Origin of the sequence: Cohnella rhizosphaerae (assembly GCF_029525575.1) — a bacterium.
Taxonomy (GTDB): Bacteria; Bacillota; Bacilli; order Paenibacillales; family Paenibacillaceae; genus Cohnella; species Cohnella rhizosphaerae.
In genome coordinates this window covers 340,297-366,772 of sequence record NZ_JAPDIA010000002.1, presented here as the reverse complement: position 1 = coordinate 366,772, position 26,476 = coordinate 340,297, and the positions used below count along the sequence as shown (strand labels likewise).

At 59.7% G+C, this 26,476-nt stretch carries 18 protein-coding genes and 5 pseudogenes; 3 read left to right on the top strand and 20 right to left on the bottom strand.

Annotated features, from left to right (window positions below; all coding sequences use genetic code 11):
• Positions 1 to 237: 237 nt before the first annotated feature.
• The 5 genes and pseudogenes from OMP40_RS43045 to OMP40_RS05200 all read right to left on the bottom strand — a co-directional run bounded on the left by OMP40_RS43045 (position 238) and on the right by OMP40_RS05200 (position 7,155).
• Positions 238 to 1,830 (bottom strand): response regulator transcription factor, encoded by a 1,593-nt coding sequence (locus tag OMP40_RS43045; RefSeq protein ID WP_277529719.1) that lies wholly within the window; start codon positions 1,828 to 1,830, stop codon positions 238 to 240.
• Positions 1,827 to 3,569 carry a sensor histidine kinase gene (locus OMP40_RS05215; RefSeq protein WP_277529717.1) on the bottom strand — a complete coding sequence of 581 codons (1,743 nt, stop codon included), beginning with the start codon at positions 3,567 to 3,569 and terminating at the stop codon, positions 1,827 to 1,829. Before OMP40_RS05215 ends, OMP40_RS43045 begins: the two co-directional genes overlap by 4 nt.
• A 30-nt stretch (positions 3,570 to 3,599) precedes the next feature.
• Positions 3,600 to 4,471, bottom strand: a pseudogene (locus OMP40_RS05210) (carbohydrate ABC transporter permease).
• A gap of 17 nt (positions 4,472 to 4,488) precedes the next feature.
• Positions 4,489 to 5,400 (bottom strand): ABC transporter permease, encoded by a 912-nt coding sequence (locus OMP40_RS05205; protein ID WP_277529716.1) that lies wholly within the window; start codon positions 5,398 to 5,400, stop codon positions 4,489 to 4,491.
• Between the two features lie 90 nt (positions 5,401 to 5,490).
• On the bottom strand, positions 5,491 to 7,155 hold the full coding sequence (locus OMP40_RS05200; RefSeq protein ID WP_277529715.1) for a type 2 periplasmic-binding domain-containing protein: 1,665 nt from the start codon (positions 7,153 to 7,155) through the stop codon (positions 5,491 to 5,493).
• Between the two features lie 290 nt (positions 7,156 to 7,445).
• Here OMP40_RS05200 and OMP40_RS41200 point away from each other — a divergent pair.
• The 3 genes and pseudogenes from OMP40_RS41200 to OMP40_RS05185 all read left to right on the top strand — a co-directional run.
• Positions 7,446 to 7,796: pseudogene (locus OMP40_RS41200) on the top strand (beta-galactosidase); the annotation flags it as partial.
• Positions 7,780 to 9,396 carry a beta-galactosidase gene (locus OMP40_RS05190; protein ID WP_277529713.1) on the top strand — a complete coding sequence of 539 codons (1,617 nt, stop codon included), beginning with the start codon at positions 7,780 to 7,782 and terminating at the stop codon, positions 9,394 to 9,396. The pseudogene OMP40_RS41200 and the gene OMP40_RS05190, both read left to right, overlap by 17 nt.
• Before the next feature lie 21 nt (positions 9,397 to 9,417).
• On the top strand, positions 9,418 to 10,845 hold the full coding sequence (locus OMP40_RS05185; RefSeq protein ID WP_277529712.1) for an alpha-L-fucosidase: 1,428 nt from the start codon (positions 9,418 to 9,420) through the stop codon (positions 10,843 to 10,845).
• Positions 10,846 to 11,429: 584 nt separating this feature from the next.
• Here OMP40_RS05185 and OMP40_RS41195 read toward each other — a convergent pair.
• From OMP40_RS41195 to OMP40_RS05115, 15 genes and pseudogenes are all read right to left on the bottom strand, one after another.
• Positions 11,430 to 11,873 (bottom strand): MFS transporter, encoded by a 444-nt coding sequence (locus OMP40_RS41195; RefSeq protein WP_420871895.1) that lies wholly within the window; start codon positions 11,871 to 11,873, stop codon positions 11,430 to 11,432.
• Positions 11,874 to 11,889: 16 nt separating this feature from the next.
• Positions 11,890 to 12,654: pseudogene (locus OMP40_RS41190) on the bottom strand (MFS transporter); the annotation flags it as partial.
• A gap of 58 nt (positions 12,655 to 12,712) precedes the next feature.
• On the bottom strand, positions 12,713 to 15,028 hold the full coding sequence (locus OMP40_RS05175) for a GDSL-type esterase/lipase family protein (RefSeq protein ID WP_277529709.1): 2,316 nt from the start codon (positions 15,026 to 15,028) through the stop codon (positions 12,713 to 12,715).
• A 28-nt stretch (positions 15,029 to 15,056) separates the two neighbouring features.
• Complete coding sequence (locus tag OMP40_RS05170) at positions 15,057 to 15,590, bottom strand: carbohydrate ABC transporter permease (RefSeq protein ID WP_277529707.1); 534 nt, start codon at positions 15,588 to 15,590, stop codon at positions 15,057 to 15,059.
• Positions 15,481 to 15,933, bottom strand: a complete 453-nt coding sequence (locus OMP40_RS05165; RefSeq protein WP_277529705.1) for an ABC transporter permease family protein — start codon at positions 15,931 to 15,933, stop codon at positions 15,481 to 15,483. The genes OMP40_RS05170 and OMP40_RS05165 overlap by 110 nt, the downstream gene beginning before the upstream one ends.
• A 37-nt stretch (positions 15,934 to 15,970) precedes the next feature.
• Positions 15,971 to 16,876 (bottom strand): ABC transporter permease, encoded by a 906-nt coding sequence (locus tag OMP40_RS05160; protein ID WP_277529702.1) that lies wholly within the window; start codon positions 16,874 to 16,876, stop codon positions 15,971 to 15,973.
• A gap of 61 nt (positions 16,877 to 16,937) precedes the next feature.
• Positions 16,938 to 18,467, bottom strand: a complete 1,530-nt coding sequence (locus tag OMP40_RS05155) for an ABC transporter substrate-binding protein (protein WP_277529701.1) — start codon at positions 18,465 to 18,467, stop codon at positions 16,938 to 16,940.
• A complete protein-coding gene (locus tag OMP40_RS05150; RefSeq protein ID WP_277529700.1) occupies positions 18,461 to 19,036 on the bottom strand; it encodes an alpha/beta hydrolase-fold protein in 576 nt (191 codons plus the stop codon). Before OMP40_RS05150 ends, OMP40_RS05155 begins: the two co-directional genes overlap by 7 nt.
• Entirely contained in the window at positions 19,037 to 19,324 is a 288-nt protein-coding gene (locus OMP40_RS05145; protein ID WP_277529699.1) for an alpha/beta hydrolase, read from the bottom strand.
• Positions 19,325 to 19,370: 46 nt separating this feature from the next.
• Complete coding sequence (locus tag OMP40_RS05140; RefSeq protein WP_277529799.1) at positions 19,371 to 20,294, bottom strand: alpha/beta hydrolase; 924 nt, start codon at positions 20,292 to 20,294, stop codon at positions 19,371 to 19,373.
• A gap of 177 nt (positions 20,295 to 20,471) precedes the next feature.
• Positions 20,472 to 21,410, bottom strand: a pseudogene (gene gtfA / locus OMP40_RS05135) (sucrose phosphorylase); the annotation flags it as partial.
• Between the two features lie 91 nt (positions 21,411 to 21,501).
• Positions 21,502 to 21,660, bottom strand: a pseudogene (locus tag OMP40_RS05130) (sucrose phosphorylase); the annotation flags it as partial.
• A gap of 163 nt (positions 21,661 to 21,823) precedes the next feature.
• The gene (locus tag OMP40_RS05125; protein WP_277529696.1) at positions 21,824 to 23,713 is read right to left on the bottom strand and encodes a substrate-binding domain-containing protein; all 1,890 of its coding nucleotides are present in this window, start codon (positions 23,711 to 23,713) and stop codon (positions 21,824 to 21,826) included.
• 13 nt (positions 23,714 to 23,726) lie between these two features.
• Positions 23,727 to 25,205, bottom strand: a complete 1,479-nt coding sequence (locus OMP40_RS05120) for a hypothetical protein (RefSeq protein ID WP_277529694.1) — start codon at positions 25,203 to 25,205, stop codon at positions 23,727 to 23,729.
• Positions 25,206 to 25,283: 78 nt separating this feature from the next.
• A complete protein-coding gene (locus OMP40_RS05115) occupies positions 25,284 to 26,093 on the bottom strand; it encodes an alpha/beta hydrolase (protein WP_277529692.1) in 810 nt (269 codons plus the stop codon).
• Positions 26,094 to 26,476 lie beyond the last annotated feature (383 nt).

Below are 26,476 nucleotides of genomic sequence, written 5' to 3'. Positions count from 1 at the left end.
AACTTTTTGCCTTTACAGCATCATTTAGACCGTTTCGCGAGCCTGTAGAGTAACTTTTTGCCTTTACAGCATCATTTAGACCGTTTCGCGAGCCTGTAGAGTAACTTTTTGCCTCTAGCTACGGCACCATTTAGACCGTTTCGCGAGAATGCAGAGCTTCAGTAACGTCCGCCCAGTCCGAAACGCTCGCCAGGGGACCGCTTTTTACGAAATAGCGTCGTCTGAGTCCGGCACCGTCTACCCGGGCTGCATTACTCCCTGAACTCCTGGGGCGTTACCCCGAAGCGGTCCTTGAACACTTTGATAAAATACGTCGGATTTTTGTAGCCCAGAAGACCCGCCACTTCGTAAATTTTGTATTTGCTGTCCTTCAGCAAAAAGACGGCTTTGTCCATTCGCAGCCGGAGCACGTATTCGGATATATTTTCGCCTGTCTCTTTTTTTGAACACTTTGGACACGTGCGTCGGGTGCATGTACACATGATCGGCGATCGCCTGCAGCGACACGTCCTCCGACAAATGCGTCTGAAGAAAACGCTGAATCTGATGGACCAGCGAATGCCGGGATTCGGACATCTCCGCATTCATCTCTTCCTGCAGCTTGTCGAGCATGCCGAACGCCCAATAGGAGAGCTCGCCGATTCCTTTGAAATCCGTCGCGAGATTCAGTCGATAGTCCGCCAGCAGCCTTCCGTTTTTGTGGACGAAATAGGAGAATGCCGCCTTGAGCGCATACTCGATCTCGGACAGATGCTCGCCCGAGCCGCTGTATTTGGTTCTCCACTCGCGGAATATATTTTCGAGCTTCTCCCGGGCGGCCGGCCAGTTGCCTGCCTCGAGCAGGTGCGCGAACAAGGGCGGCGTATATAAGGAAGCGACGATATGGGGGGCCGCCTTCGCATGGTCCTCGTTCAGCCGAACGACGACGTCGCTGTCGGAGCCGATCTGCGAGCGGATCGTAGCGACGCAGCGCTGGTACAGCTCCACCAGACTGTCGGGAAAAGCGTCTGCGGAAGACACGACGATGGATACGGTTAAACGCAGCAGCCGGCTGACGATTCGTCTCGCCTCGTCCGCGAGCCGCTCAAGCGGCTCCGACTGCTCCTGTTCCGGGCTATGTCGGACGACGAACAGCAGGTGCCCGTACAGATCTTCGCAGCTCCAGCTGCCGTAGCCGTCTCCCAGCAGTTCTTCCACGATATTGGCGACGGCAAAGCCCATCACCGGCATATCCGATAGGCCGTAACGCTGCTCCCTGTCTTCAATCCGTACGAGGATCAAAGTCGTCTCGTCGCCGACGCGAACCGGTATGTCATAAAGCGCCAGCTCCTCCGCCAGCTTGCGATCGTGCCACGGACGGCCTTGGATCAGATTGTTCAACAAATTGGCGCGAAGGACGGGGCGGTTGCGATGAACCATCGCCTGCGACTGCACGAGGGCGCGCATCTGCTCCTGTTCGGCGAGCAGTCCCTCGATCGCCTCCCTGACGTTGGCCAGCAGCTCCTCGTCCTTGACGGGCTTGAGCAAGTAGTGGGATACCTTGTGCTTCAGCCCTTCCTGCGCGTATTCGAACTCGGCGTGACCGGTCAGCAGCATGCAGACCGTGCGCGGCCATCGGCTCTTGATCGCGCCGATCAGTTCGATGCCGCTCATGCCGGGCATGCGAACGTCGGTAATGACGAGATCCGCGGGGTCCTGTTCCATGACGCGAAGCGCCTGCTTGCCGGAATAGGCGGCGCTAAGATTCGTGATGCCGACTTCGGACCAGGGCAGGCTCTCGGTCATGCTCTCGACGAGATGCTCTTCGTCGTCCACGATCAACAGCTTCAATGCGGCTCCTCCTCCTCTCTCCAATACAACTCCGCCCTCAGGCCGGATTCGGCGTTGATGGACAGACGCAAGCCGGATTCGGCGCCATACCGAAGCCGAAGACGCCGATGCACGTTGACGAGTCCGCAGCTCTCCGACCGCTCGTCGAGCGGACTTGCGAGCAGCAGGTTCAAGCGATTGAGCGATTCGGCCGTCATCTTGCCGCCGTTGTCTTCCACGGACAGCGAGCAGGCGCCGTCGGCCCGCCGGCCCGTCAATGTGATCGTGCCGATGTCTTCCAGCGCTTCGATGCCGTGAATCAGGGCGTTCTCCACGATCGGCTGCAGGATGAGCCTGGGAACTTTAAGCTCAAGCATGTCCTTATCGACATGGATCTCGTAGCGGATGCGATTCATCCGCAGTCGGTGAATGCTCAGGTAGTCGGCCGCATTTTTAAGCTCCTCGCCGAGCTTGACCTGCTGATTCTGCACCCGCGTCGAATAGCGGTAATAATCGGACAGATGATAAGCCATTTCCAGCACGGCGTCTTTGCGCTCCAGCTTGGTCATGCTGATGATATACGACAAGCTGTTGTACAAAAAGTGGGGATTAATTTGCGACTGCAGCTGTTTGAGCTCGGCCTCGCGCGCATGAAGCTTCTGCTCCAGCACGTTTTCGATGAGCCGCTGAATCTCGTCCGCCATCTCGTTGAACCGGGAGATGATGAGCCGGAATTCATTGTTGACCTTCAGCGGAATTCGGGACTTATACTGTCCCATCTTGATCTTCTGCACGCCTTTGACGAGCTCCCGCAGCGGCACCTGAACGTTGCGATACAGTACCCAGGCCACGGCGATGCCGACGATGAGCAGCAAGGCGTATACGAGATAGGAAAAACGGTTCGTCGTTCGCAGCGGCGTCAAAATGTCGGACAACGGAACGATATTGACCACGTAGCCCTGCAAGGACGCCACCTCGGAATACGTCAGCAAATAAGAAATCCCGCCCGCTGCGAGCGTGATGTCGCCCTGCGGAGACAAACGCGCCGTCCCGAGCGCGGATATCGCTTCCGCGAGCAGCTCCGGCGGGCAAGCGCTCGACGCCAGCGAGGCGGCATTCGGTTTGTAGAACAGCACGTCGCCGCTTCCCTGCGCCTCGAACGTATTGAGCATGCGCACGATATTGTTCCGGTCGAAGCTGATCTCGACGATCGAATTGGCTTTGGGCATGTCCGCTTCCGCTTCGTAAGGCTCGACCGTGACGAGCGATAGCTGCGGCGCGTTCCCTGCGCCGTCGTCTGCCGAAGGAAAATTCCAGCTGCCTTCTGAGAGCTTCTCCAGACGCACGGGATCGTACGTTTTGCCGCGGGCGGTCGAGATCGTCTGCCCCGTCCGGGGCGAATATACCGTGACCTCCTGCGTCCAGTCCGTCGAAGCGACCTGCAGGTACAGCTTGTCCTGAATGATTTTCTTGCGGCTGATTTGCTCGTAATCGCTGTAGTTCAGCAGCGACATATCCTGGAATTCGATGACGTTCGGGTCCCGGAGCAAGACGCGGGAGAACGTCTCGAGCTGCATAAAGATGTTGTCCATCTGCGCGGCGAGCGTCGACAGCTGTCCGATGCTCGACTGCTTGATCTGCCGGGTAATGACCTTCTCGTTAATGCTGTGGGAATAAACCGAGAGGATCAGGACGGGCAGCAGCAAAAAAATCAGAGAGCCGACCAGCTTGGAGAAGAGACTGCGTTCTTTGTGGCTCATTCGCTTCGGCTCCCGCATTTTTCGCCCATTTTATTCTTTAACGGCGCCCATCGTCAACCCGTGCACGAAAAACCGCTGCAAAAAAGGGATACACAAGCAAGATCGGGAGCGCCCCGATGAGAATCTGCGAGGACCGAACGGTTCTCTCGGATAGAATCTGCAGTTGGGACGGATCGATATTCGTATTGCGCATGTCTCCGCTCTGAATAATCGTCTGGAGAAACGTCGCCAGCGGATATTGCCGGTAGTCGGTCATGTAGATCAAGCCGTCGAACCAGGAATTCCAGTGCCACACCATCGCGAACAGCGACAGCGTAGCCAGCGAAGGCAGCGACAGCGGCAGATAGATCTTCGTCAGCGAGCGCATATAGCCTGCGCCGTCGATATAGGCCGCCTCCTCGAGCTCCTTGGGAATGGCTCTGAAAAATTGCTTCATTAATATCGTGTTGTACACGTTGACGGCCGAAGGGAGAATGAGCGCCCACAGCGTATTCGTCAACTCAAGCTTCGTCACGACCAGATAGGTCGGGATCAGGCCGCCGTTGAACAGCATCGTGAACACAAAAAAACCAGGAATAGAACGCTCTGCCGGCAAACGGGCGCGACAGCACGAACGCCGCCGACACCGTCAGGACCATGGACAGCACCGTGCCGGCGACCGTCCGCTCCGTCGACAGCAGGAGCGAGCGCAAAAACAGCGGATTGGCGAGCGTTCTCGCATAAGCCTCCGCAGAGAAGCCGACCGGCCAGAAATAAACCTGGTTGGCCATCGCGGCCGAGCTGGAGCTGAAGGATACCGCTGCCACGTGAATGAGCGGAAGGATGCAAAGTACCGCGATCGCGGCCAGAAGTACCGTATTGAAGCCGGAGAACCAGCGATAACCTATCGTATTGCGATACATATCATCAGCCGCCTTTCTTAAAAGATCCGATAATTGCCAAACCGGTACGCCAGTCTGTATGCCGCCACGATCAGCACGAAACTGACTGCCGATTTGAACAAGCCGACGGCTGTCGCAAAGCTGAAAGAGCCGTTCATCAGTCCGACGCGGTATACGAACGTGTCGATGATATCGCCTTCTCGATACACGAGCGGATTGTACAGATTAAATATTTGATCGAAGCCCGCGTTCAAAATATTGCCGAGCGACAGCGTCCCGACGACCAGAATGACCGGTACGAGCGCGGGCAGCGTAACATGCAGCGTTTGCTTCAGCCGTGTGGCCCCGTCGATCTCGGCGGCCTCGTAGAGCGACATGTTGATGCCGGTCAGCGCAGCCAGATAGATGATCGTAGAGAAGCCGAATTCCTTCCATACGTCGCTGACGACGACCGTGAACCGGAACCAGTCGCCGTCGCCGAGGAAAAAGACCGGATCGAGCCCGATGCCGGACAGCAGTTGATTGACGATCCCTTTATTGCCGAGAATGTCCGTCAAAATGCCGCCCAAAATGACCCATGAAAGAAAATGCGGGAGATAGACGAGCGTCTGTACGGACCGTTTAAAGAAAAGCGTGCGCACTTCGTTCAGCAGAAGCGCAAACAAAATCGGGACCACGGTGTTGGCCGCGATCTTGAGCGATGCGATCAAAAACGTGTTCCAAATGACCTGGGTGCTGTCCGGATAGGTAAACATATAATGAAGATGCTTCATGCCGACCCACGGCGAATCCCAAAAACCAAGCCGCGCCTTGTAGTCCTTGAAGGCCATCAGCAGTCCCGTCATCGGCGCGTAGTTGAATACGAGCAAACAAACGATCGACGGCAGTATGAGCAGATGAAGCGGCAGCTGGCGTGCCAGCCTCACGCTGCTTTTTCTCCCTTCACGCATCCTGTATCGCCTCTTTTTCTGGGCCAACGGCGACAGGCCTCACGCGTCGATTGCACCGCAAGGCCTGCCACCGGAAAAGCCTGTTATTTTTTAACCGAATCGTACCATTCGTTCACTTCTTTGGTGATCTGTTCGCCGCCCGACGAATTCCACTTGCTCACGAAGCTGTCGAACGCATCCGGGGAATCCTGCCCGTAAATGATTTTCAAAAAAGGTTTCGTTTTCCATTTTTCGCAGCAGCTCGCCCTTTTCGGCCATCGTCGGCGTCGGCGGTCCCGTAAACTGATCGTAAACGGCGGCTTGGTTCAGATAGGGCTCGAGTACCGCAGCGGCCTCCGCCCACTTCTTCGGCCTTGCCGCGAAGTACTTCTCGTAAGGCGTTTCCGGCGTTTCGCCGCGGCCGAGCTTGGCCATCACTTCGAGTTCCTTTTTCGGCGTCTGAATATCGTTGCCGTATATCGTATACTTCTTGACGTCGACGAAGCCGCCCGGAATTTTATCCGAATCGTAGACCGGCTTGCCGTCGATCATCACGTAGTCGTAGCCTTCCGCCCAGCCGTTGGCGAATTCCGACGACGGATCGTAGAAGCCCGGCCCCATGATCGCGTCGAGATATTTGAACAAAGCGTCCATATGCTTGAAGTCCTTGTTGAAGTAGAAACGCACGGACGATTGCGGCTCGCTGCCGAAGCCCATCTGCCCGTCGATGCCCGCCGGGATCGGCACCGCTTTATAGTCGAACTTCATATCCGCGTTAAACGGCCAGGTCGCCATCCAGGTCGGTCCGAAGACCATGCCCGACTTGCCCTGCACGAAGCTTTCCGCCGCTTTGGACTCGTCCATCGCGCCCGCGTCCTTGTCCAGGTATCCTTTTTTCATCCAATCGCTGAGCTTGACCAGTCCCTGCTTGACGCTCGGCTGAATCGATCCGTACTGCAGCTTGCCGTCCGCGCCTTCGGTCCAATACGTCGGCACGGCGGTATGTCCGAACAGGAAGTCGCTGGATACCATAAACGTATCCTTTACCGCGCTGACGCCTTTTTTCAGCGACAGCGACAAGCCGATCGTATCCTTCTTGCCGTTGCCGTCGGGATCCTGGTTGACGAACGCGTCCATGACCTTGTCCATGTCCTCGATCGTCTTGGGCGCCTGCAAGCCCAGCTTGTCCAGCCAGTCCTGACGGATCCACAGCACGCTGAACGAGCTGTTGGCATTAAAGGTAGGAAGTCCGTAATGCTTGCCGTCATAGGAGACGGTATTCCAGATCTCGGGATATTGGGCGTACAGCTCCTTGAGTCTCGGCGAAGCGTATTGATCGAACGCTTCCGTAATATCCATGACCTTGCCGGAATCGACGACCTGATTTTCCAGCGTCGGATCGTTCAGCGTGAATACGTCCGGCAGCTTGCCGTTCGAATTCAGCAGCAGGCGCAGCTTTGTCGTATAGGCTTCGCCCGTGCCGACCGACCAGTCCACCTTGAAGTCGATGCCGAACTTTTCTTTGGCCCATCGGGTGTGCACATTATCCTCGATCGTCTCGCCGTTTTTAAATTTGTTGTCGGAGCCGACCACGCGGCCGAGCGAGATCGTAACGTCTTGCGGCGGACTCTGCGTGCTTGCTCCCGCGGTCTGCGAAGGTTCGCCCGAAGGCGAATTCGCCTCCGTGTTCGATTTTGCGTTGCAGCCTGCGGCTGACAGCATCGCGACGGCGACGGCAAGCGCGGCCCACGACTTTTTCTTGAAGTTCTTCTTCAATGCAACGGCCTCCCTTTTGATGATTCATGATGTAGTATAGCGCCGGGGCGCAAAGCGGATATATATCAAAAAAAGAGAGATTTATATCACTTTATTGGTCGTTATCCCGGACCTTCATTTTTTTATATCATTGCGATTTATATTATATTTCGTGCGACATAATTTAAGATTATGATTACTTTCATATTTCAAAATTTTTATATGGCGGTGATAGAAGGTTGTTGTATGCAGGCACGAATTACCACCCGCACGACTGGGCGCGGGAACGGTGGCAGCGCGATATCGACCTGATGAAGCAGGCCTCTTTTAATATGGTTCGGCTCGGCCACCTGTGCTGGGATAGCTTTGAACCGTCCGAGGGAAAATATACCTTTGAATGGTTCGACGAGGTGATGGACCTGTTCGCGGCGGCCGGCATCCGGGTCGTGCTCGACATCGCGACGAGGCCGGCGCCGACCTGGCTGCATAAAAAATATCCGGAGATCGATCTGACGGACGCCGGCGGCAATCGGATGGAAGCGCTGACCCGCTATATGGAAGACGTCGGGCATCCGGTCTTCCAGGAATACGCCTACAAGTTCGCGGAGACGCTCATCGTTCGTTATCGCGAACATCCGGCCCTTTATGCGTTCGGCTTGTGCAACGAATTCGGCTCGGGCTCCCCCTTCCTTTTCGACCGCCGCAAGAGATCGTTTCCAGAACTGGCTGGCGGACAAATACGAGAACGTCGACCGTCTCAACCGCGCGTGGGCGACGCAGCGATGGTCCCGCAAGCTGAGCAGCTTCCGCGATGTCGCGCTCCCGGTCTCGGGCCCGATCAAGGGAGCTCCGGAACGGCTGCTGGATATGTGGCGGTTTTATTCCGACGAGACGCTGGCCTTTATGCAAGGCCTGAGCCGCCTCGTCAAACGGCTCGCGCCGTCCGCCAGGGAGACGACGAATCATTGGTCCGAAAATCCCGGCTACGGCTTCGACTATTTGAAGCAATACGGCGACATCGTCGATCTGCCCGGCATCGGCTTCTATCCGGGAACCAATCCCGAAGACAGGAGAGCGCTTACTGCGGCCTGCTTCTTCATGGATCATCGCATCGGCGAGCTCGGCAGACCGATCTGGTGTCTGGAATTCCAGACCGGCGACTTCGGCGGATACGGCTCGCCGCGCAAAGCGATGCGCATGTATGCGTACCTGTCGCTACTTCACCGGGCCCAGGCCGTTTGCGCCTGGACCTGGCGCTCCATGCTGGGCGGCGAGGAGCAGTACTTGTTCGGTCTGGTCGACCATGACGGCGAGCCGGGCTGGAAGTACGGGGAATTCAAGCAGATCGCGGAGGAGTTCGGCCTGCTGAAGGATCGCGGTCTTCCCCGCAGCGTCTCGCCCGACGTCGCGATCGCCTATTCCTTCGAAAGTCTCAAGGTCGCGGCCGGCAACCCGAGCTACTACAAGTCGGATTATACCGACCAGGTGCTCCAAGCTTACGAGACGCTCGAGCTCGCCAACCTCGACTGCAATATCGTGAATCTGCGCGAGCTGCGCCAGAATTACAAGCTGCTCGTCGTTCCCGGACATGCCGTGATGGACGACGCATCTGCCGCGACGATTCGCGCATTCGTCGAACGCGGCGGCACGGTCGTCATGACGGCCTACTCGGCCAAAGTCAATGCGCACAATCAGGTGTTCGATACGACGCTGCCGGGCGCGCTCAGCGACGTCTTCGGCATCCGCGTCGGCGCGTTCGTGCGCACGCGAAGCCATACGCCGAGCGAGAACGCCGGCGGGCTGGAGAAAACCGAGCTTCGCCTGGAGCGCGAGCGGCCGATCGTCGCCTTCGGGGAGTCGCGATACGAGCCGCCGATCGACTACTACGAGATCGTCGAGACGAGGACGGCCACCGCGGCGGCCAGCTTCGTCAACACGCTGGAGCGCTCGCCCGCGATCACGCGCAACCGGTACGGCAAGGGCGAAGCGATCTATGTCGCCGTCCCCGCCAGTACCGCGATCCTGAGGCCGCTATTGGCGTCGCTGTACCCTGCGCTCGGCATCGAGCCCGGACCGGCCACGCCGCCCGGCGTCGCGGCGCGCACGCTGGAAGACGGCTCGACGCTATACGTGAATACGACCGGCGAAGACCGGACGGTGACGCTTGCGCGTCCGGGCAAGGGATCGCTGTCCGGCGTGCAGTACGACGGCGAGCTCAAGCTGAGCGCCTACGAAGTCGATTTGCTGACAAGCCTATCCTAAATATAAAGGAGCTCGATTCTCATGAACGATACGATTCGGAAAGCGGCGTTCGTCGCGCCGTCTTCCCGGCAGCTGGCCTGGCAGCGTCTGGAATTTTATTCCTTCATCCATTTCGGCATCAATACCTTCACGGACAAAGAATGGGGACTCGGCGACGAGGATCCCGCCCTGTTCAACCCGACGGCGTTCAGCGCCAAGCAGTGGGTCGACGTCTGCAAGTCCGCAGGCATGCGGGGACTTATCCTGACCTGCAAGCACCACGACGGCTTCTGCCTGTGGCCTAGCGCCTATACCGAGCATTCGGTCAAAAACAGTCCTTGGCGCGAAGGCAAAGGCGACCTCGTCCGCGAGGTCGCGGAAGCCTGCCGGGAAGGCGGAATCCGGTTCGGCGTCTACCTGTCCCCCTGGGACAGGCACGATCCCCGGTACGGGACCGACGAATACAACGAATACTTCAAAAATCAACTGCGCGAGCTGCTGACGCAATACGGAGATGTCTTCTGCGTCTGGTTCGACGGCGCTTGCGGCGAAGGTCCGAACGGGCTGAAGCAGGTTTACGACTGGGACGGCTATTACGAGGTCATCCGCGAGCTGCAGCCCGAGGCGGCGATCTCCGTGTGCGGACCCGATGTCCGCTGGTGCGGCAACGAAGCGGGCCATACGCGGGAATCCGAGTGGAGCGTCGTGCCGGCCCATCTTCAGGATATCGAGAAGATTCAGGAGAAATCGCAGCACGTCGACGACGGGGCCTTCTCCCGGCTCGTCCGCTCCCAGGACGACAACCTCGGAGGCAGAGATGCGATCCGGGACGCCGGGCAGCTCGTCTGGTATCCGGCCGAAGTCAACACGTCCATCCGTCCGGGCTGGTTCTATCACGCTGCGGAAGACGACCAGGTCAGAAGCGTAGACAAGCTGCTGGACATCTACTACAAATCCGTCGGCGGCAACTCCACCTTTCTCTTGAATCTGCCGCCGGACAGACGGGGACTCATCCACGAAAACGACGCTGCGAACATGGCCGAGCTGGGCAGGGTGCTGTCCGCCACGTTCAGCCGCAATCTGGCGTCCGGCGGCGATGCGAGCGCATCCGAAGAAGCGGACGGCCTCCACGCGGCCGGCAGCATCCTCGACGGCAGCGCCGATACCTACTGGCGTCCATTGGAAGGCACCGAGCAGGCTTCGGTCGTCATCGAGCTTCCGCAGGAAGCGACGTTCGACACGATCGTGCTTCAGGAGCATATCCAGTCCGGTCAGCGTATCGAAAACTTCAGCATCGAAGTCGAGCGGGATGGAAGCTGGCAACCGCTTTACCGCCATACGGTCGTAGGCTACAAACGCATTTGCCGGTTTTCGGAGACGACGGCCAAGCGGCTGCGGCTGAAGATCGAGGCGTCCCGCTGGTGCCCGACCCTCTCCGCGTTCGAGGTGTATCTGAGCCCGAAGAACTGATTGGCGCCGCTTTGGCAGATGTCGGCCGAACCGCCTGCGAGAGTGCGCGGTCGTACCTAAGTCGCGGACATCGCCGGCACCTGGTTGAACGTTAAAAACCCTCGCGCGTCTCGCACTTCCAAGTGCGTCGCGTGAGGGTCTTTTTCATTTCGCCGTGCACATCAACAAGATCGACAGGAGAACAGTCAGGGAAATGCCCTCTAACGGTTAATGGCGGACCCACAAAACCTGCAATTATACATCTTTTTCCGCCGATGTTGACCCCTTAAAACAAAATTCCTGCAAATATACATTCATTTTCCTAAATCGTCCTCCTATTCGGCTTATGATTTGAATTTTCCTGCACATTTGCAGGTTTTTCATCCAGCGTCGTTGGTCGTCGGAACATAGATGTAAAAATGCAGGCTTTTTCGACCCGCAAAACATCAAAAAGCGTCGGCACGCCGAAAGTCCGATTACTTGTCGCCGTTCGCCTTCAAACCGGCACATCGAGTTGTGCGGTTTTTCCGTGCAACTCCGCTCCCGATACGAATGAATCGGTTGCTCCCGATTCGCGATCATGCCGCCGATTCGTCTGCCTACGATCATGCCTCCGACTCGGCGGCCGCCATCAGACGTCTGCGGCGGAACAGGAAGAGCACCAGCGCGATCGCGATCGGCAGCGTCATCACCTGGAACATGACCGCGTAGCCGGCGACGGCGCCGCCGCCGCTTTGCGACAGCGTCACGATCGCGCCCGCGATCGACGGCGTGACCAGATAGCCGATGTCGACGCCGATATAGCTCGTATTGCCGGCGATGCCCCGCCGCTCCTGCGGCACCAGCTTCATGCACAGCGTCTGGATGACGGGCTGGCAGATGCCGTAGCCGAACGCCGATACGGCGCCGGACAGCAGGAACATCGGCAGCGTGCGGGAAAAGCTGATCAGCACGAAGGACAAGGCGAACATCAGCATGGCCGGAATCAATATTTTGTCCAAACCGTACTTGTCCGCCATCCTGCCGCTGAACGGCCGCGTGAACAGCACGCACACCGCATAAGCCGTAAAAAAAGAGACCGATCTCCTGGACGCCGCAGGCTTTGCCGTAGATGAGAATAAACGAATTGATCGTGGAATAGGCACCGGCAAGGAACAGCATGATAAGCGCGGGCAGAACGACCTCGGGCGCAACGACCGTGGACATCGAGATGCGGAAGCCCTGTTCCCGGTTAGGCGCTCTTGTTCGCAGCCGAAGCGCCAGCAGCAGCACGACCGCCATCAGCGCGGCGCCGATCTGGAAGGTGTGATTGTAGCCGACGCCCTTCACCAGCTCGAGCCCGATCGAAGGACCGATCGCCGTCGCGACAGCCTGTCCGAGCGAGAAGATGCCGATGCCTGACGCGATCTTGTGGCTGGGCAGCGCATCGCTGGCAAGCGAGAGACACAGCGGCGCGAGAAAGCCCATGCCGACGCCGTGGAACAATCTGCCGACAACGAGCATGCCGATCGTAGAGGCGAAGCCGTAGCAGATGAAGGCGACGATAATCATGCCGATCGCGGCGGCCAGCAGCCGGTTGTGCCGGAAGTAGCCCGTGGCCGGCCCGACGACCGGACGGATGCCGAGCGCCGTGACGGCGAACATGCTCGACACCATGCCGACGATCAGCGCGGTGCCGCCGAGATGCTCCGCGAACTTGGGGATCAGCGTGTTCATCATGAACTGCCCGACGTTCAACACGATATTGATGAGAAATATGCTGACGAACGCTTTGTTCCAGATCGTCTGTCTGTTCGCCGCCGCGACGGACGCCGTTGGCAGCTCGCTCATACCGGCCGCCTTTCTGCCGGGCGCTGGCGCGACGCGTGCGTCTTCCCTGCCCGGGCCGTCATCGTCCCGCACCTTCGCCTTCGTCGATCAGCTCCTGAATGGCCGCCCTCAACACAGCGTAACCTGCGATCGTCAGGTGAAGACCGTCGTATGTGTACGCCTGCCTTAATCGGCCGTCGGCGTCCGCCAGTCTGTCGTATTGGGAGATATATTCGATATCCAATCCGGCTGCAGCTTCCGCGATCAAGCCGTTCAACCGGCGAATATCCTCGTTCGTGCGGGAGCCGACGACCGGGAAGGGCAGCTCGGGCTCCGCCCGATCGTTCACGGGCAGCACCGATTGGACGGCGATTCTCGTCCGCGGCAGCGCCTCCTTCAAAGCGGCGCCGATCGACTTGATTCGCCCGGCTATCGCTTCCGGCGCTTCTCCCTGGCCCAGATCGTTCGTACCGATCATGAGGACGATTAATGAAGGAGACAGACCGACGGCCAGATGCGCCAGCTTGTCCAGCACGCCGGCGGACGTATCGCCGCTTATGCCGCGGTTGTAGATCCGCCGCTTCGAGGACAGCAGCTCGTGCACGGGGAAGCCCTCCGTGATCGAGTCTCCCAGCAGGACGATGCCGTGCGGCTCGGCGAAAGGCTGCAGCTCCCGGTAGTTGGCCGACCGTCGCGCCTGCATGAACTGCCCGAGCGTCCGGAGCTTGTCGTCCATGGCGGTCGTGCCGGCGTCGGTATTCGGCGATTCTGAAGCAGCGCCGGTCTCGGCAGCATCGGTCTCGGTAGCATCGGTCTCCTCAGCATCGGTCTCCTCAGCATCGGTCTCGGCAGCATCGGCCTCGGCAGTCCCGCTCCGCTTCGCCGGGCCTTCATCCTGTGCGCCGGCTCCCTCCTCGTCGTCCCGCAGCACCTCCTCGCGGAGCAGTCTCGCCATGTTCAGCGACAGCTCCGCATGATGGTCGGTCGCGTACAGCACGCCGTCGCATGTCGACACATGCCAGTTCAGCAGCGACTGGAATGCCCACTGCGCGGAGACGTACATCTCTCCGTCGCGCCAGACGGCCTCGCACAGCATCGAGACGATCCGGCCTTCGCGCACGCAGCCGATGCTGCCGCGGGCGAACTGCAGCGTCCGGCCGTCCGGCAGCGTCAGCTCGGCAGTCATACCCTCTTCGCCTGCGGCATAGTGCGCCGACAGCGCCGCGGCGATGAACGAGAGCGGCGCGAGCAAGTAGCTGCCCCGCACGATGGTACCGCCCTGCAAGCCGTGATATTTTAGTTTGTCGTGCGAGAAAGCGGCGCCGCGCATAAAGGCGACGTTTCCGTTCAGCAGCGCGAATCTGCTGCCGGCCGCGAGCGCGACGGCATATTCGTCGCCTTGCCGCGGAAGCTCCGTCTCCCCGCCGGCGATCGCGCCGTCCGGCGTCCGCCGCATGCCGGAGAAAAAGTAATCCCAAACGAGCTCGGCATCGTCGAACGTCTGGCCGTGGTCGCGGTTTTTCACGTCCAGAAAAACATAGTCCGCGCTTTCGCCTTTGTAAAAGGCGAAATTGCGCTCTCCCCGGATCCGGATCGCGGGCCGCTCCGCGCACCCGTTGACCCTGCGCCAATAATCCCGGTTCAGACCGACGAACGCTCCCGTCTCCTCTTCGTGGAACGGCACGCTGTCGTGCTCCATGCGGGAGTGCCAGACGGGTATCGGTCCGCCGCGCCCTCGCGGCTCTCCCTGCGCGTCGAACAGCACCTCCGGCCATACGATGCCCGCCGCCCCCGCTTGTCCGGCGAACATGCCGCCGTAATGGCGGGCGAGCTGACTCGCCATAATATCGCCCATCGACATGCCGTGGAGGAAGATCCGCCCGGCGTCGATCCGATACTTGCCCTTCATCGCCTCGATCATCGACAGGACGGCCGCCATGTCCCGATTGTCATCCGGATCGTCCGGCGGGATATGCATGTAAAAGCCTTCCGGATTCGGCCGGCTGAGCACCTCCAGCGTTTGGCGCTCGCACTCGACCATCCAGATCTTTCTGGCGCTCGCATTCGGGAACAGGACGATGAAGCCCGCCCGTTCCGCCACGAGCGTCCAGGAGGAATAGATCGCCTGACCCCACCCTGTCATGAGTCCGCCGTGCAGCGATACGACGAGCGGCACATCGGCCGAGCCGTCATAGGAGGCGGGCACGTACTCGTACCATACGCGCCGTTCTCCGTCGTCCGCAAGCGTCGCGTATTCGGTCAATCGTTCCGGATACGGCAGCGAATTGTTGCCGTTCTCGTTGACGACCATGTCCGAGCCGCGGATCGCTTCCGGCAAATAGTCGCGGTTGTCGTCGTTCGGCATACCGGGCATGATCCAGCTTCTGTTTGGCATCGCACTCACTGTCCTTCTCTTCGGTTAATCAGCCCTTGACAGCGCCGGACATGATGCCGCTCGCAAAATACTTTTGCAAAAACGGATACATGATCAGAATCGGCAGGATCGCGACGAAGGCGATCGCCATGCGGATCGATACCTGCGGCAGCTGGACCATGGAGCTGGAGCTCATGCTTGTATAGGAGAGCACGGCCTGAATATTCTGGTTCATCTTGTTTAGCACCGCCTGGATGCTGAGCATCGAGGGATCCGTAATGAAGTACAAGCCGTTCTGCCAGTCGTTCCAGTAATTGAGGCAAGAGAACAGCCCGATCGTCACCAGGATCGGCTTGCCGAGCGGCATGGCCATGCGCCAGAAAATCCTGAAGTAGCCCGCGCCGTCCATCTTGGCGGACTCGTACAGTTCGCCCGGTATCGTCGATGAGAAAAAGGAACGAATCAGGATGATGCTAAAAGCGTTGGTCAGCATGAACGGCAGCACGTACGCCCAGATCGTATTGACGACGCCGAAGCCCGTCCACATGATGTATGAAGGAACGAGGCCGCCGTTGAACAGCATCGTAAAAAAACACGAGGAAGCTGATGACGGACTGACCCGGCAGGTCGCGAATCGAGAGCGAGAAGCTCATGAGAGCGGTCACGATCAATCCTGCCGCCGTGCCGATGGCGGTCACGAGGATCGTAATGCCGTAGGCCCTGAAAATCGTCGAAGAATTGGTCGTAATGTACGTATAGGCGCCCAGGCTGAGCTTCGCCGGAAATAGCGAATATCCGTCCGAGACGAGCGTATTTTCGTCCGTAATGGAAGACATGAACAGCAGCAGCAGCGGCACGATCATCGCGAGCGCGACGAGAATGAGAATAACGTGAAATACGAGCTGCTGGGACTTGCTTTCGCGCATGAGTAAGGCCCTCCCTTCGTCCGGTAACGATCCGTTTCTAGAAAATGGCGTCCTTGGAACTGAGTCTGCGGACGACCGCATTCGCCAGCAGCACGAGGACGAAGCCGACGACGGCCTGCAGCAGGCCGGTCGCGGCCGAACGCCCGATACCGCCCGGCGACATCAGCGCGCCGTACACATACGTATCGATCGTCGCCGTCACGTCGAACAGCGGCCCGGAGTTCTGCGGGACGAGGTAGAACAAGCCGAAGTCCGAATAGCAGATGCGACCGATGCTTAGCAGAAAAAGCGTCACGATCGACGGCACCAGCGCGGGCAGCGTGATGCTGCGGATTTGCTTCCACTTGCCGGCTCCGTCGATGGAGGCCGCCTCGTACAGCGATCGGTCGATGCCGGAGATGCCGGCTATATAGATCAACGTGCCATACCCGACGTATTTCCAGCAGTTGACGACGATCAGGATCAGCGGCCACCAGGTAGGGTCGTTGTACCATTCGACAGGATTGTTTTTGAACAGGCTGTTGTTCAGCATGCCGTTCTGCTGGCTCAGGAAGGCGAACACGACGTAGCTGATGACGACCATCGACATCGTGAACGGCAGCAGCACCGAGCTTTGATACCATTTTTTCATCCGGTCGCTCTTGATGCCCGTGATCAGGATCGCCAGCACGATGCCGACGACGTTGTTGACGATGATAAACGCGCCGTTGTAGAGCAGCGTATTGCGGACGATGGTGGCGACGTCGCTGGAGCGGAACAAATACTCGAAATTTTTGAGCCCGACCCACGGACTTCCGAATATGCCTTCGGACACTTTGAACGATTTGAACGCGGAGATGATGCCGACCATCGGCATGTAATTGTTGACGATGAGATAAGCGGCGCACGGGATCATCATCAGGTAGAGCGGGAGATAGGGCTTCAGTTTTCTCATTTTGATCATATTCCCTTCGCGCCTTATTGGGAGGCCGCCCGCGGCAAGGCGGGCGGTCTCCGCCGCGTCGTTACTTCTGCTTGGCAAGCCAGTCGTCAAGCTGCTTCTGCTTGGCGTCCATCACTTCCTGCAGGCCTGCGTCGTACAGCTCCTTGTTCATTTTCGGCAGCATCTTGGCGGGATCGACCGAGCCGAAGCTGACGCTGTTCTCGTACTTCGCCAGCACCGCGGCCAGCTGCGACTCCTCCGTCGCCACCGACGACGAGTCGAACGTAAAGCCGTAAGCCTTGGATACGAGCGCGTCCGCGTCGAACTTCTTGTAGCGGTCCCAGATGTCGGCCGGGCTGCCGGCCCAAGGCGTCATCAGATACTGGTTGGGGTAAATGAAGCCGTAATCGGAGTGATAGTTGACCGTGGCCGCCGTGACGCCCTCCGGATAGTCCGCCTGTCCGTCCTTGTTCACGACCCAGTCTTTGTCCGGCACGCCCCAGTTGAGCAGGTCGTTGAATTCTTTGCTCTTGTACGCCCAGTTGAGGAATTGGAACGCCTTCGCCTTGTCCGCGGACGAATTCAGCACGACATTCAGCGCGCCGTTGACGGCGGTCGTCGACTTCATCTTGCTCGATACGGGAATGAGCACGGTGTCGTAGCCGGTCTGCGACTTCACGTCGGTGAGGGCGTTGGCGCCGTAGGAGGCGAAGAAGGCGAACGTCTTGCCGGCCTTCATCTTCGCCTGCCCGAGCTCCTTGTCGACGGCGATGTCCTTGGAGGCGTAGCCTTTGGTGAACCATTCGCGGTTCAGCTCGGCGAACTTTTTGAACTGCTCGGATTCGTACCAGTTGGTGATCTTGGTCGTCTGGCCGTAGTTCTCCAGCACGCCGAAGTTGTCGCCGAGTCCGTCGACGTAGGTGATCGTGTTCAGACCGAACGTGCGGAAGCCGTCAAAGGGCGTCATGTCCGGGTACTTCGCCTTCACCTCGGCGAACAGCTTGGTGAGCTGGTCGAAGCTCGACATGTCGTCGGTCGTGACGGTGAAGTCCGACGCCTTGTGGCCGAGCGCTTCGAAGATGTCCTTGCGCACGAAGATACCGGACGGCGTGGCGCGCACGTTCATCATCGGGAAGCCTGCCAGCATGTCGCCGATATGTCCCGCCTCTACGTCGTCGCCCATCACCTCGTAAATATCCTTCGTGTACTCGGCATATTTGGAGGCGTCGACGATGTAGCCCTGGTCGATGAAGCTCGGCAGGCTGAAGGCGAAGGCGAAGGAAATATCGATCGGCTCCCCGGCCGCCAGCATGAGCGACATTTTGGAATTGTAGGTATCCCAAGTAATCGGGATCAGCTTGACCTTCATGTTGAGATCCTTCATCGTGAGCTGGTTGATCAGCTCGTTCACCTCGGCCTGATTGCCTTCCTTGGGCGCGTGGTAGGCGAAGTTGACCGTGTACGGCGCCTCGCTTGAGGAAGCCGAAGCCGAAGCGCCGGACGGGGAACCGCTCCCGGCGGCGCTGCCGCCGGATTCGTTTTTGGCGCAGCCTGCAAGCGACGAAGCCAGCAAAACGGATGCAACGCTTAATGATAGCGCTTTCTTTAACATGAACAATCCTCCTCGAGATAGATCGGCGTTCGCCTGAGCGGCAACCATTCGCCGAGCGCTTTTTGTAAATATAAATCCCACATCTCGTAATCGTGACCCATGCCCGGCGCCTCTTCGTACCGAACCTCGTAACCGAGCCGCCGCAGCACGGAAGCGTCCGCGCGCACGCGGTCCCGGATAAAGTCGCGGTCCCCCGTCGCGATGAAGAACGCCGGCGTCCGAACGCCCTCGGCGATGTTACGCTCCGCATAGTGGAGAAGGTCGTGCTCCGAGCGGACGAACGCGTCCGCTCCGGCCAGCGTATCGCGCACGCGGCTGAAGCCCCAGCCGAGACTGTCCTTGTACGCTTCCCGATCGAGCGTCGCGCCGATGCCGCCGGACAGATCGACCGCCGCCGCGTACAGGTCCGGCCGCATCAGGCCGAGCGCGAGCGCGCCGTTGCCGCCCATCGCCATCCCCACCGTGAACGTATGCTCGCGGCCGTCGGCCGCCGCGAACAGCGATTTCACGACGAGAGGCAACTCCTGGGTCAAATAATCGAAGTACTTGAAGCCGTACGTGGTGTTCATTTAGAAGCTGTCATTGACCGAAGGGGTGACGAGCATCACCTGGTTGTCTTCGGCATACCGTTCGAGCCGCGTATAGCGGTAAGGCACCGTATCGTCCTCGCCGCCGCCGTGCAGCAGGTACACCACCTGAAACTTCATGCCCGGCCGGTAGGGCCGCTTGCCGCTCTCCGGCAGCAGCGGGTCCTTGTAGCCGAGCCCCGTCGTGAGCGCCCCAGTCGGATAGCATACCGTAATATTCGTGCTCAAGCTAAGCAGCTCCGAGCGATACTGCATCCGCAGCAGGCCCACGGCCTCTCCCCCTCTCGTTGACCTTTATCCGCGCCGTTCGATCCCGTTATTCGCCTGCGAACGCCCGCGCCAGCGCGCCGATATAGCTTTCCCTCGCCCGCTTGCTGACCGAGGCGTCGCGCACGAAATTTTCGAAGGCGTGATAGCAGCCCGGATACAGGTGCAGCTCGACCTCGACGCCCGCCTGGGCGAGACGGGCGGCATACGAGATCGTCTCGTCCCGGAACAGGTCCAGCTGCCCGATGCAGATGTAAGCCGGGGGCAATCCCTCGAGCCGTTCGGCGCGAGCCGGTGCGGCATAGGGGCCGTCGCCGCCGCCCAGATACATCTGCCAGGCCGCGATATTGTTGGCCCGGTTCCAGACGGCTGGCTCCGTGATCTCATAGCTCGACGGCGCCTCGTGCCGGTCGTCGATCATCGGATACAGCGGCATCTGATAGCAGAGAGACGGTCCTCCGCGATCACGGGCCAGCAGCGCCAGCGCCGCGCACAGTCCGCCGCCGGCGCTGCCTCCGCCGATCGCGATGCGCGAAGCGTCGATGCGCTGCGCCTCCGCGTCGCCGGCCAGCCAGGCCAACGCGGCATAGGCATCCTCAAGGCCGGCGGGATACGGATGCTCGGGCGCCAGCCGATAGTCCGGCGCATAGACGACGCAATCCGCCAGGACGGCCAGCTCCTCGCACGCCGGCGTCTCGTAGTCCGGATGGCCGAGCACGTAGCCGCCGCCGTGCAGCCAGAGCAGCGCGGGCAGCACGCGGCCATCGCGCGAGGCAGGCTCGTACACGTTTACCAGCATCGGCTGTCCGCCGGCGCCCGCGATCGTGATCGTCGAGAACTTCGCCTCGGGCGAATGCGGGAACGCCAGCGGCGGAAAATTTCTGACCTTGTCGAGATCGTCCGGCAGCTTGAGCGCCGGCAGCATGCCCAGTCCTTCCCGCAGCTCCGGGTGAACCCTGCTCATAAAGTCCATAGCCGACCGTCCCCTCCCGTGTAGGTAATATCGTAAACCTTGCTGCGAAAATCCGCGCTCAGCGCCGACCGGTGCTCGCCGCTGCGCCACGTGAGCAAGAGTATGCCCCCCCGCTCCCTCCGCGACCTCCAGCTCCCCGTCGAAGGCCGGATGCGTATTGCGCAGCCGCATGACCTTGAACAGCTTCTGCAGCATCGGATGGGATACGCGGGCCGCGATCTCTTCTACCGTATAGTTGTGCCGGTTCACGCTGCGCGGCTCGCCGAGCCTGCGAATCGCTTCCTCGTCGTTGGCGCCGGCCAGCAGTCCGACATAGTAGACCTGCGGGATGCCCGGCGCGTACAGCTGCACGACCCGCGCCAGCAAGTACGCATCGTCGTCCTCGTCCAGCGCCGAATAGTAGGTCGACATCAGCTGGTATTGTCTCGCCTTGGCGCCGGACATTTTGACGATGCCGGGCGGCAGCGCGACATATTGCTGCAGATGCTCCACCTTGCGGTTGACGCGTTCGCGCACCAGGTCGATCTCGTCGTCGTCCAGCAATCCGGCCACATCGACGACGCCGATGCCGTCGTGCGTGTCCAGCGTCGTGAACTGGCGGCGCGGGCAGATGCGCATCCAGTGCGCCAGCCTGTCCGTGCGCCCCGTCATCAGACCGTGAAGCATCAGCATCGGCAGCGCAAAGTCGTATACCCAATGGCCGCGCTCGGCCATTTTCAGCTGAATCGTATAGTTCTCGTGAATTTCGGGCAGCATCTCCGTGCCGTGCCGGCGGAGCGGGCGCATCCCGATATCGAGCACCTCCCACACCTCCGGCTCTACGAAAAAGCAGCTCGTGCCCGGCCGCTTGGAGGCGTAGGCGAAGGCGTCGAAGCGGATGAGCGGCACATATCGGCACAGGCGCTCCAGATTGCGTTCATAGTAGTCCTGGGTGACCGGCGACCACGGATCGATATCCACCTGCTCCTCGAAAAAGGTGTTCCACAGCTTGACCGTCTTGCCGTCCTTGCGCGTGAATGCCTTGTACGGCCCCTGCAGCTTGCGCCTGTACAGCGCCTCGAGCTCGGCTTCGGTCGGTTCGCCGTTCGGCCAGAACTTCTCCCAGTCGATGAACATCTCTTTGTAGGGAGAATCGTCCCCCGCGCTCCATGTAGTCTCTGAATTCGCGGCTGCGGATCGAGGCGTGATTGATCATGAAGTCCGCCATCAAGTAATACTTGTCCGAAAAAGCGGCGATATCGTCCCAATCCCCGAAGGCGGGATCGACCGTATCGTAATCGATGACCGCGAAGCCCCGGTCCCCCGAAGAAGGATAAAAAGGAAGGATGTGAATGCCGCCGACCAGCCCTTCGAAATAGGTGTCCATGACGGATGCCAGGCGCTTGAGATCGCCGCCCAGGCTGTCGGCGTACGTAATGAGCATGATCTGGTTCGTAACCTTTTTCATATTCGCCTCCTGATAGGTGCTTCGCTTCGGCCCCTCCTGGAGCTGCCGGCGCATACTGCAAGACGCCGATCGGGATCGCCGGTCAATGCTCCGGGCTGCTCTCCCGGTAGACGCACGACGCCTCGAAGCTCAGCTTCACGTTGTCCGTCAGCGTGCCCTCTTCGATAAAGCGGTGGAGCAGTCTCGCGCAGTTGTAGCTCATCTCCTCCGCAGGCGGGGCGAAGCTCGTGATGCCCGGCGAGACGGCCGTATTAATCAGCTTGTTGCCGTAGGAGATGATCTCGACCTGCTTGGGCACGGACATCCCGCTGTCGTGCAGACGGCGTACGACGCCGCTGACCATGTTGTCGCTCGGCACGAATATCGCGGACGGCGAAGGATCCTCCTGAAGCAGTCGCTCCATCGCCTCGTAGCCGCCCGAATCGCTGTCGTCGCCGTACACGGCCGGCGTTAACCTGGACTCTCCGGGCGCAAAGCCGCCGCTTTGCCATTTATCGATGAAGCCCGTCGCGCGCAGGCTAAGCGCGCGGCTGGAATAGTTGGGCGAGACGATGCCGAAGGAGCGGCGTCCGCGCTGGAGGAAGTGGCTCATCGCGCTGAAGCCGACCGCATAATCGTCCGTCAGCACCGAACAGTAGCCTTTGGCGATGCGGTTGAACAGCACGACCGGCACGTCGAAGCGGGTGCTCTCGACAAAAGCGATATCGTCCTCGGTCAGCGCCATCAGAATCGCGCCGGCGATGAACTCGCCCGAGATCCACGCGGACTTCTCCCTCAGCCTGCCGACCTCGAAGGGGAACAAGATAATCTCGTATTTGAGTCCGGCTTCGTTCAGATAACGCTGGATGCCGTCGTACAGCTGCTGCGTGGGACCTTTGCCGAAGTTCGTCGGACAGAAGGCGCAGATCAACTGCTTGTTGTAGTTCCGCTTCCTGCGTTTCGGCCGGACGGGATGCTCGTAGCCCAGTTCTTCGGCAGCTTTCATGATTTTCTCGCTGGTGCTCTCCGCGATGCGGAACTCTCCGCCCCGATTGTTGAGCACCATCGATACCGTGCTCGGCGACACGCCGGCGAGGTCCGCGATCTGTTTGACCTGCACATTGCTTTTTTTCTTCATGGCGCGCCTCCCTTCAGGACAACGCGTCTTAGCGGCAAGCCATTCGTCGAGGGCCAGCCGCAGCGACTCGTCCCAAAAATCCCACTCGTGCTCCCCGCCCGGCACGATCTCCAGCTTCGTGTCGTAGCCCCATGCCTTGAGATCGCGCTCCGCCAGCTGCGTTCGGTAGAGCGCATGATCGCTGTCGCCGATCCGGAAGAACAGCTTCGGCAGCGGTTTTCCGCTCTCGGCATTGCGCTTCGCGATATCGTATACGTCGTTGACGGTGCCGCGAACGTAGTCCGCATCTTCGAGCCGGTCCGACAGCCCGCTTTTCGGAACGCCAAGCCCCGCCTCGAAGTCAAACACGCCGTCCTTGGTCTTGACCGCGCTGGGCACGCCGGGCCGATAGGAGGCGCCGGACAGCAGCAGCGCGGCGGCATAGCGCTCGGGATAATTGATCGCGGTCTTCATGGCGCCGTGAGCGCCCATCGACAGTCCGCCGATGAAGTTGTCCTCGCGGCGGTCGGACAGCGGCAGCAGCGTCCGGCATACGAGCGGCAGCTCCTCTGCGATATATTCGAAGTAGCGGGCTCCGTCCTCCAGGTCGGTATAGCAGGAGTTGCAGGCGCTGGGCATGATGACGGCCACTTTGTTGCGTTCGGCATAACGGACGATATTGGTGAAGTTCACATAATCGCCGTCGTCGCCGCTGCCGCCGTGCAGCAGGTAGAGCGCCTGATACTTCATGCCAGGCTCGTACACCGCGTCCAGGCCGGCCATGCTGTCGGCAAAGCTGTAGGTCGGCAGACAGATCGTCGCATTCGTCTGCATCGACAGCGCCTTGGACAACATATTCATTTTCAAAACGGCCATTCCGCCCGCCTCCTCAGCCCAGAATCTCGTCGCGGATGAGCAACGCCATATTCCTCGACAGCTCGGCATGGTGATCGGTAATGTACAGCACGTCCTCGCAGCCGGACGCGTGATGGTCGAACAGCTGCTGGCAGAACCACTGAAGCGGAATGTACAGTTCGCCGCGTTCGTGGACGGCTTCGCATAGCATGGCGCTGACCCGGCCGTCCACGACGCAGCCGATGCTGCCGCGGGCGAACTGCAGCGTCCGGCCGTCCGGCAGCGTCAGCTCGGCGACGGCGCCGTCCGCCGACGGCGCGTACGAAGCGCCGAACGTCTCGGCGACGAACGACGCCGGCACGCACAAGTATTCGCCCCTGACGATCGTGCCGCCGTTCAGACCGTGATACTTCAGCTTTTGCCGCTTGATCGCCGGGCCGCTCATGTCCTTGAGGTTGTTGTTCACATAGGCTTTGGCGCTGCCCGCGGCCACGACGATCGCGAAGGCGTCGCCTTCCCGCTGAAGCAGCGTCCCGCTATGCTCGATCGTGCCGTCCTCGGCCCTTCTCGTTCCCGAGAACAGATAGTCCCACACCAGCTCCGCATCGTCGAACGTTTGCCCGTGATCGCGGTTTTTGACGTCGCGGAATACGACATCGGCCCGCTCTCCCTTGTAGAAGGCGAAGTTATCGTCGCCGGAGAGTTTGAGCTGCGGCAGCTCGCTGCAGCCGTTGACGATACGCCAGTAGTCGCGGTTGCCCCGGACGACCTCCTCGGTGTTGCCCTTGAAGTGGGGCGGCACCACGTCGTACTCGAGCCGGGTCTGCCAGGCGGCGAGCGGGCCGCCCCGGTTGATGACGGCGCCGTCGTCGTCGAACAGCAAGCCGAGGCTCGACGGTCCGCCTGAGCCGGCCTTGGCCGCGAACACCCGGCCGTAATGCCTGGCCATCTGACTGGTCATCAGGTTGCCCATCGACATGCCCTGAATGTATACGCGTCCTTCGTCGATGCTGTAGGTTTGCTTCATCCTGTCCACGAGCGCAAGCACGAAGTTCATGTCGTGATTGTCCTCGGGCCGCTCGGGCGGCACATTGATATAGATGCCGTCGTCCCGCGGCGCCGTCGCCTGGGCGAGCTTTTCCCGCTCGACTTCGATCGTCCAGAACTTGCGGGTGCCCGCGCTCGGAAAAACGACGATGAAGCCTTCGCGGTCGGCGACCAGCGTCCATGAGGTGTAAATCGCCTGGCCCCAGCCGTTCATCAGTCCGCCGTGCATCGAGACGACGAGCGGCACCTTCGCGCTGCCGTCGTACGAAGCCGGCACGTATTCGTACCACGTGTCCTCGATGCCGTCCGCCAGCGCGCCGGTTCGCTCGACGAGCCGTTCCGGATACACCTGCGAATTGTTGCCGTTTTCATTAACCACCATATCCGAGCCCTTAATGGCCTCCGGGAGGTAATCTCTGTTGTCGTCGTTCGGCGTCCCCGGAAGTAAAATCGTTTTTCCCTTCATCGAATCGCTATCCCCTCTCGTTCGGCTATTCGGTGGTTGTTCTGCGGCCGCCTTTAGAACGGGCTGGCGCCGGTATCCTCAAGCCCGAAAAAAATCGAGCGCGCGCTGGATCGCCAAATCCCAGAACCGCCATTCATGTCCGTAGCCCTCGGCCAGCCAGTACTCCGCGGCAAGACCGATCTCCTCGGCATGACGCCTGAACGTCTGCAGATTATCGTAGATCAGCTTGTCGGCCGTTCCGCAGGCGAACATCAGGCGGGGAAGCCGCCCGCTGCCGGCCTGCTCGTCCAAGATGCGCCATACGTTTTCATTGGACGCCACGAATGCCTCGAGTCCGCCTGCATTGTCGACCATCCCCTTCAGACGCCGGGAGAACATATCGTCCTGCGCAAGCTCCTCCTCGGTCACGGCGCTGTAGTCGACCGGCGCGGCGGACAGCACGGCAGCGGCCGCAAAGCGTTCGGGGTGGTTGACGGCGTATTTGATCGTGCCCCTGCCGCCCATCGACAGCCCGGCGATGAAGTTGTCCTCGCGCCGGCTCGACGCCGGCAGCCAGTTGTAGACGAGCGGCATCAGCTCCTCGGTCAAATAATCGTACATCCCGAAGCCCATCATGCTCTCGTTCCAGTTGGAATAGTTGCTGTTCAGCGCGCTCGGCATGACGACGATCAGATCCTTCTCGCAGGCGTAAAGCTCGATATTCGTACGGCGCAGCCAATCGGTATGGTCGCCGTACGTGCCGTGAAGCAGCCACAGCACCTTATACTTTTGACCGCTTTCGAAGTAGGTCCTGGGCGACAGGTGCCTCGGTCTGTTCGGCAAAATGACGGTGATCTCGTGATTGGACTTTAAGTATTCGCTTTCAAAGTTCAGTGTGGCAATGGCCATGAACATCTCTCCAAACGACGAATTTAGTAAGCGCTTACTCAAATGGCGAAAAAAATAAGGTTTTGCCCACATTCAAGATTCACGAATGGATGTCTGCGCATTTTTTCGATTCTTTTTTTGCTAAATTTAGCAAGCTTTATAGCTAATATTCATCTGCAAAATTAGTTTATTGCATCCGTTATGCATTGTAAATACGTTTTCAAGCTAATTTCGACAATTATTTTTGCTAAATTTAGCAACAAAAATAAACCGTCAGCATCGTCTTTCCGACGTTCCTAACAGCAGTCGTGTATGATCGGCATTCAGTCCTCGTCCCTCGTCCTCTTGTACGCCTGCACGAACTGCCGCGCCAACATCGCCGGAGAGGGGGGCATAAGGCGCTG

Excerpts from the sequence above, each read along its gene's own strand:
- OMP40_RS05125 (WP_277529696.1), bottom strand. The coding sequence starts at position 23,713 with ATGGCCGTTTTGAAAATGAATATGTTGTCCAAGGCGCTGTCGATGCAG.
- OMP40_RS05140 (WP_277529799.1), bottom strand. The coding sequence starts at position 20,294 with ATGGACTTTATGAGCAGGGTTCACCCGGAGCTGCGGGAAGGACTGGGC.
- OMP40_RS05155 (WP_277529701.1), bottom strand. The coding sequence starts at position 18,467 with ATGTTAAAGAAAGCGCTATCATTAAGCGTTGCATCCGTTTTGCTGGCT.
- OMP40_RS05170 (WP_277529707.1), bottom strand. The coding sequence starts at position 15,590 with ATGCTGTTCAACGGCGGCCTCGTTCCTTCATACATCATGTGGACGGGC.
- OMP40_RS05150 (WP_277529700.1), bottom strand. The coding sequence starts at position 19,036 with ATGAACACCACGTACGGCTTCAAGTACTTCGATTATTTGACCCAGGAG.
- OMP40_RS05175 (WP_277529709.1), bottom strand. The coding sequence starts at position 15,028 with ATGCCAAACAGAAGCTGGATCATGCCCGGTATGCCGAACGACGACAAC.
- OMP40_RS05190 (WP_277529713.1), top strand. The coding sequence starts at position 7,780 with ATGCGTTCGGCTTGTGCAACGAATTCGGCTCGGGCTCCCCCTTCCTTT.
- OMP40_RS05215 (WP_277529717.1), bottom strand. The coding sequence starts at position 3,569 with ATGAGCCACAAAGAACGCAGTCTCTTCTCCAAGCTGGTCGGCTCTCTG.
- OMP40_RS05185 (WP_277529712.1), top strand. The coding sequence starts at position 9,418 with ATGAACGATACGATTCGGAAAGCGGCGTTCGTCGCGCCGTCTTCCCGG.
- OMP40_RS05115 (WP_277529692.1), bottom strand. The coding sequence starts at position 26,093 with ATGGCCATTGCCACACTGAACTTTGAAAGCGAATACTTAAAGTCCAAT.
- OMP40_RS05165 (WP_277529705.1), bottom strand. The coding sequence starts at position 15,933 with ATGCGCGAAAGCAAGTCCCAGCAGCTCGTATTTCACGTTATTCTCATT.
- OMP40_RS05120 (WP_277529694.1), bottom strand. The coding sequence starts at position 25,205 with ATGAAGGGAAAAACGATTTTACTTCCGGGGACGCCGAACGACGACAAC.
- OMP40_RS05160 (WP_277529702.1), bottom strand. The coding sequence starts at position 16,876 with ATGATCAAAATGAGAAAACTGAAGCCCTATCTCCCGCTCTACCTGATG.
- OMP40_RS05205 (WP_277529716.1), bottom strand. The coding sequence starts at position 5,400 with ATGCGTGAAGGGAGAAAAAGCAGCGTGAGGCTGGCACGCCAGCTGCCG.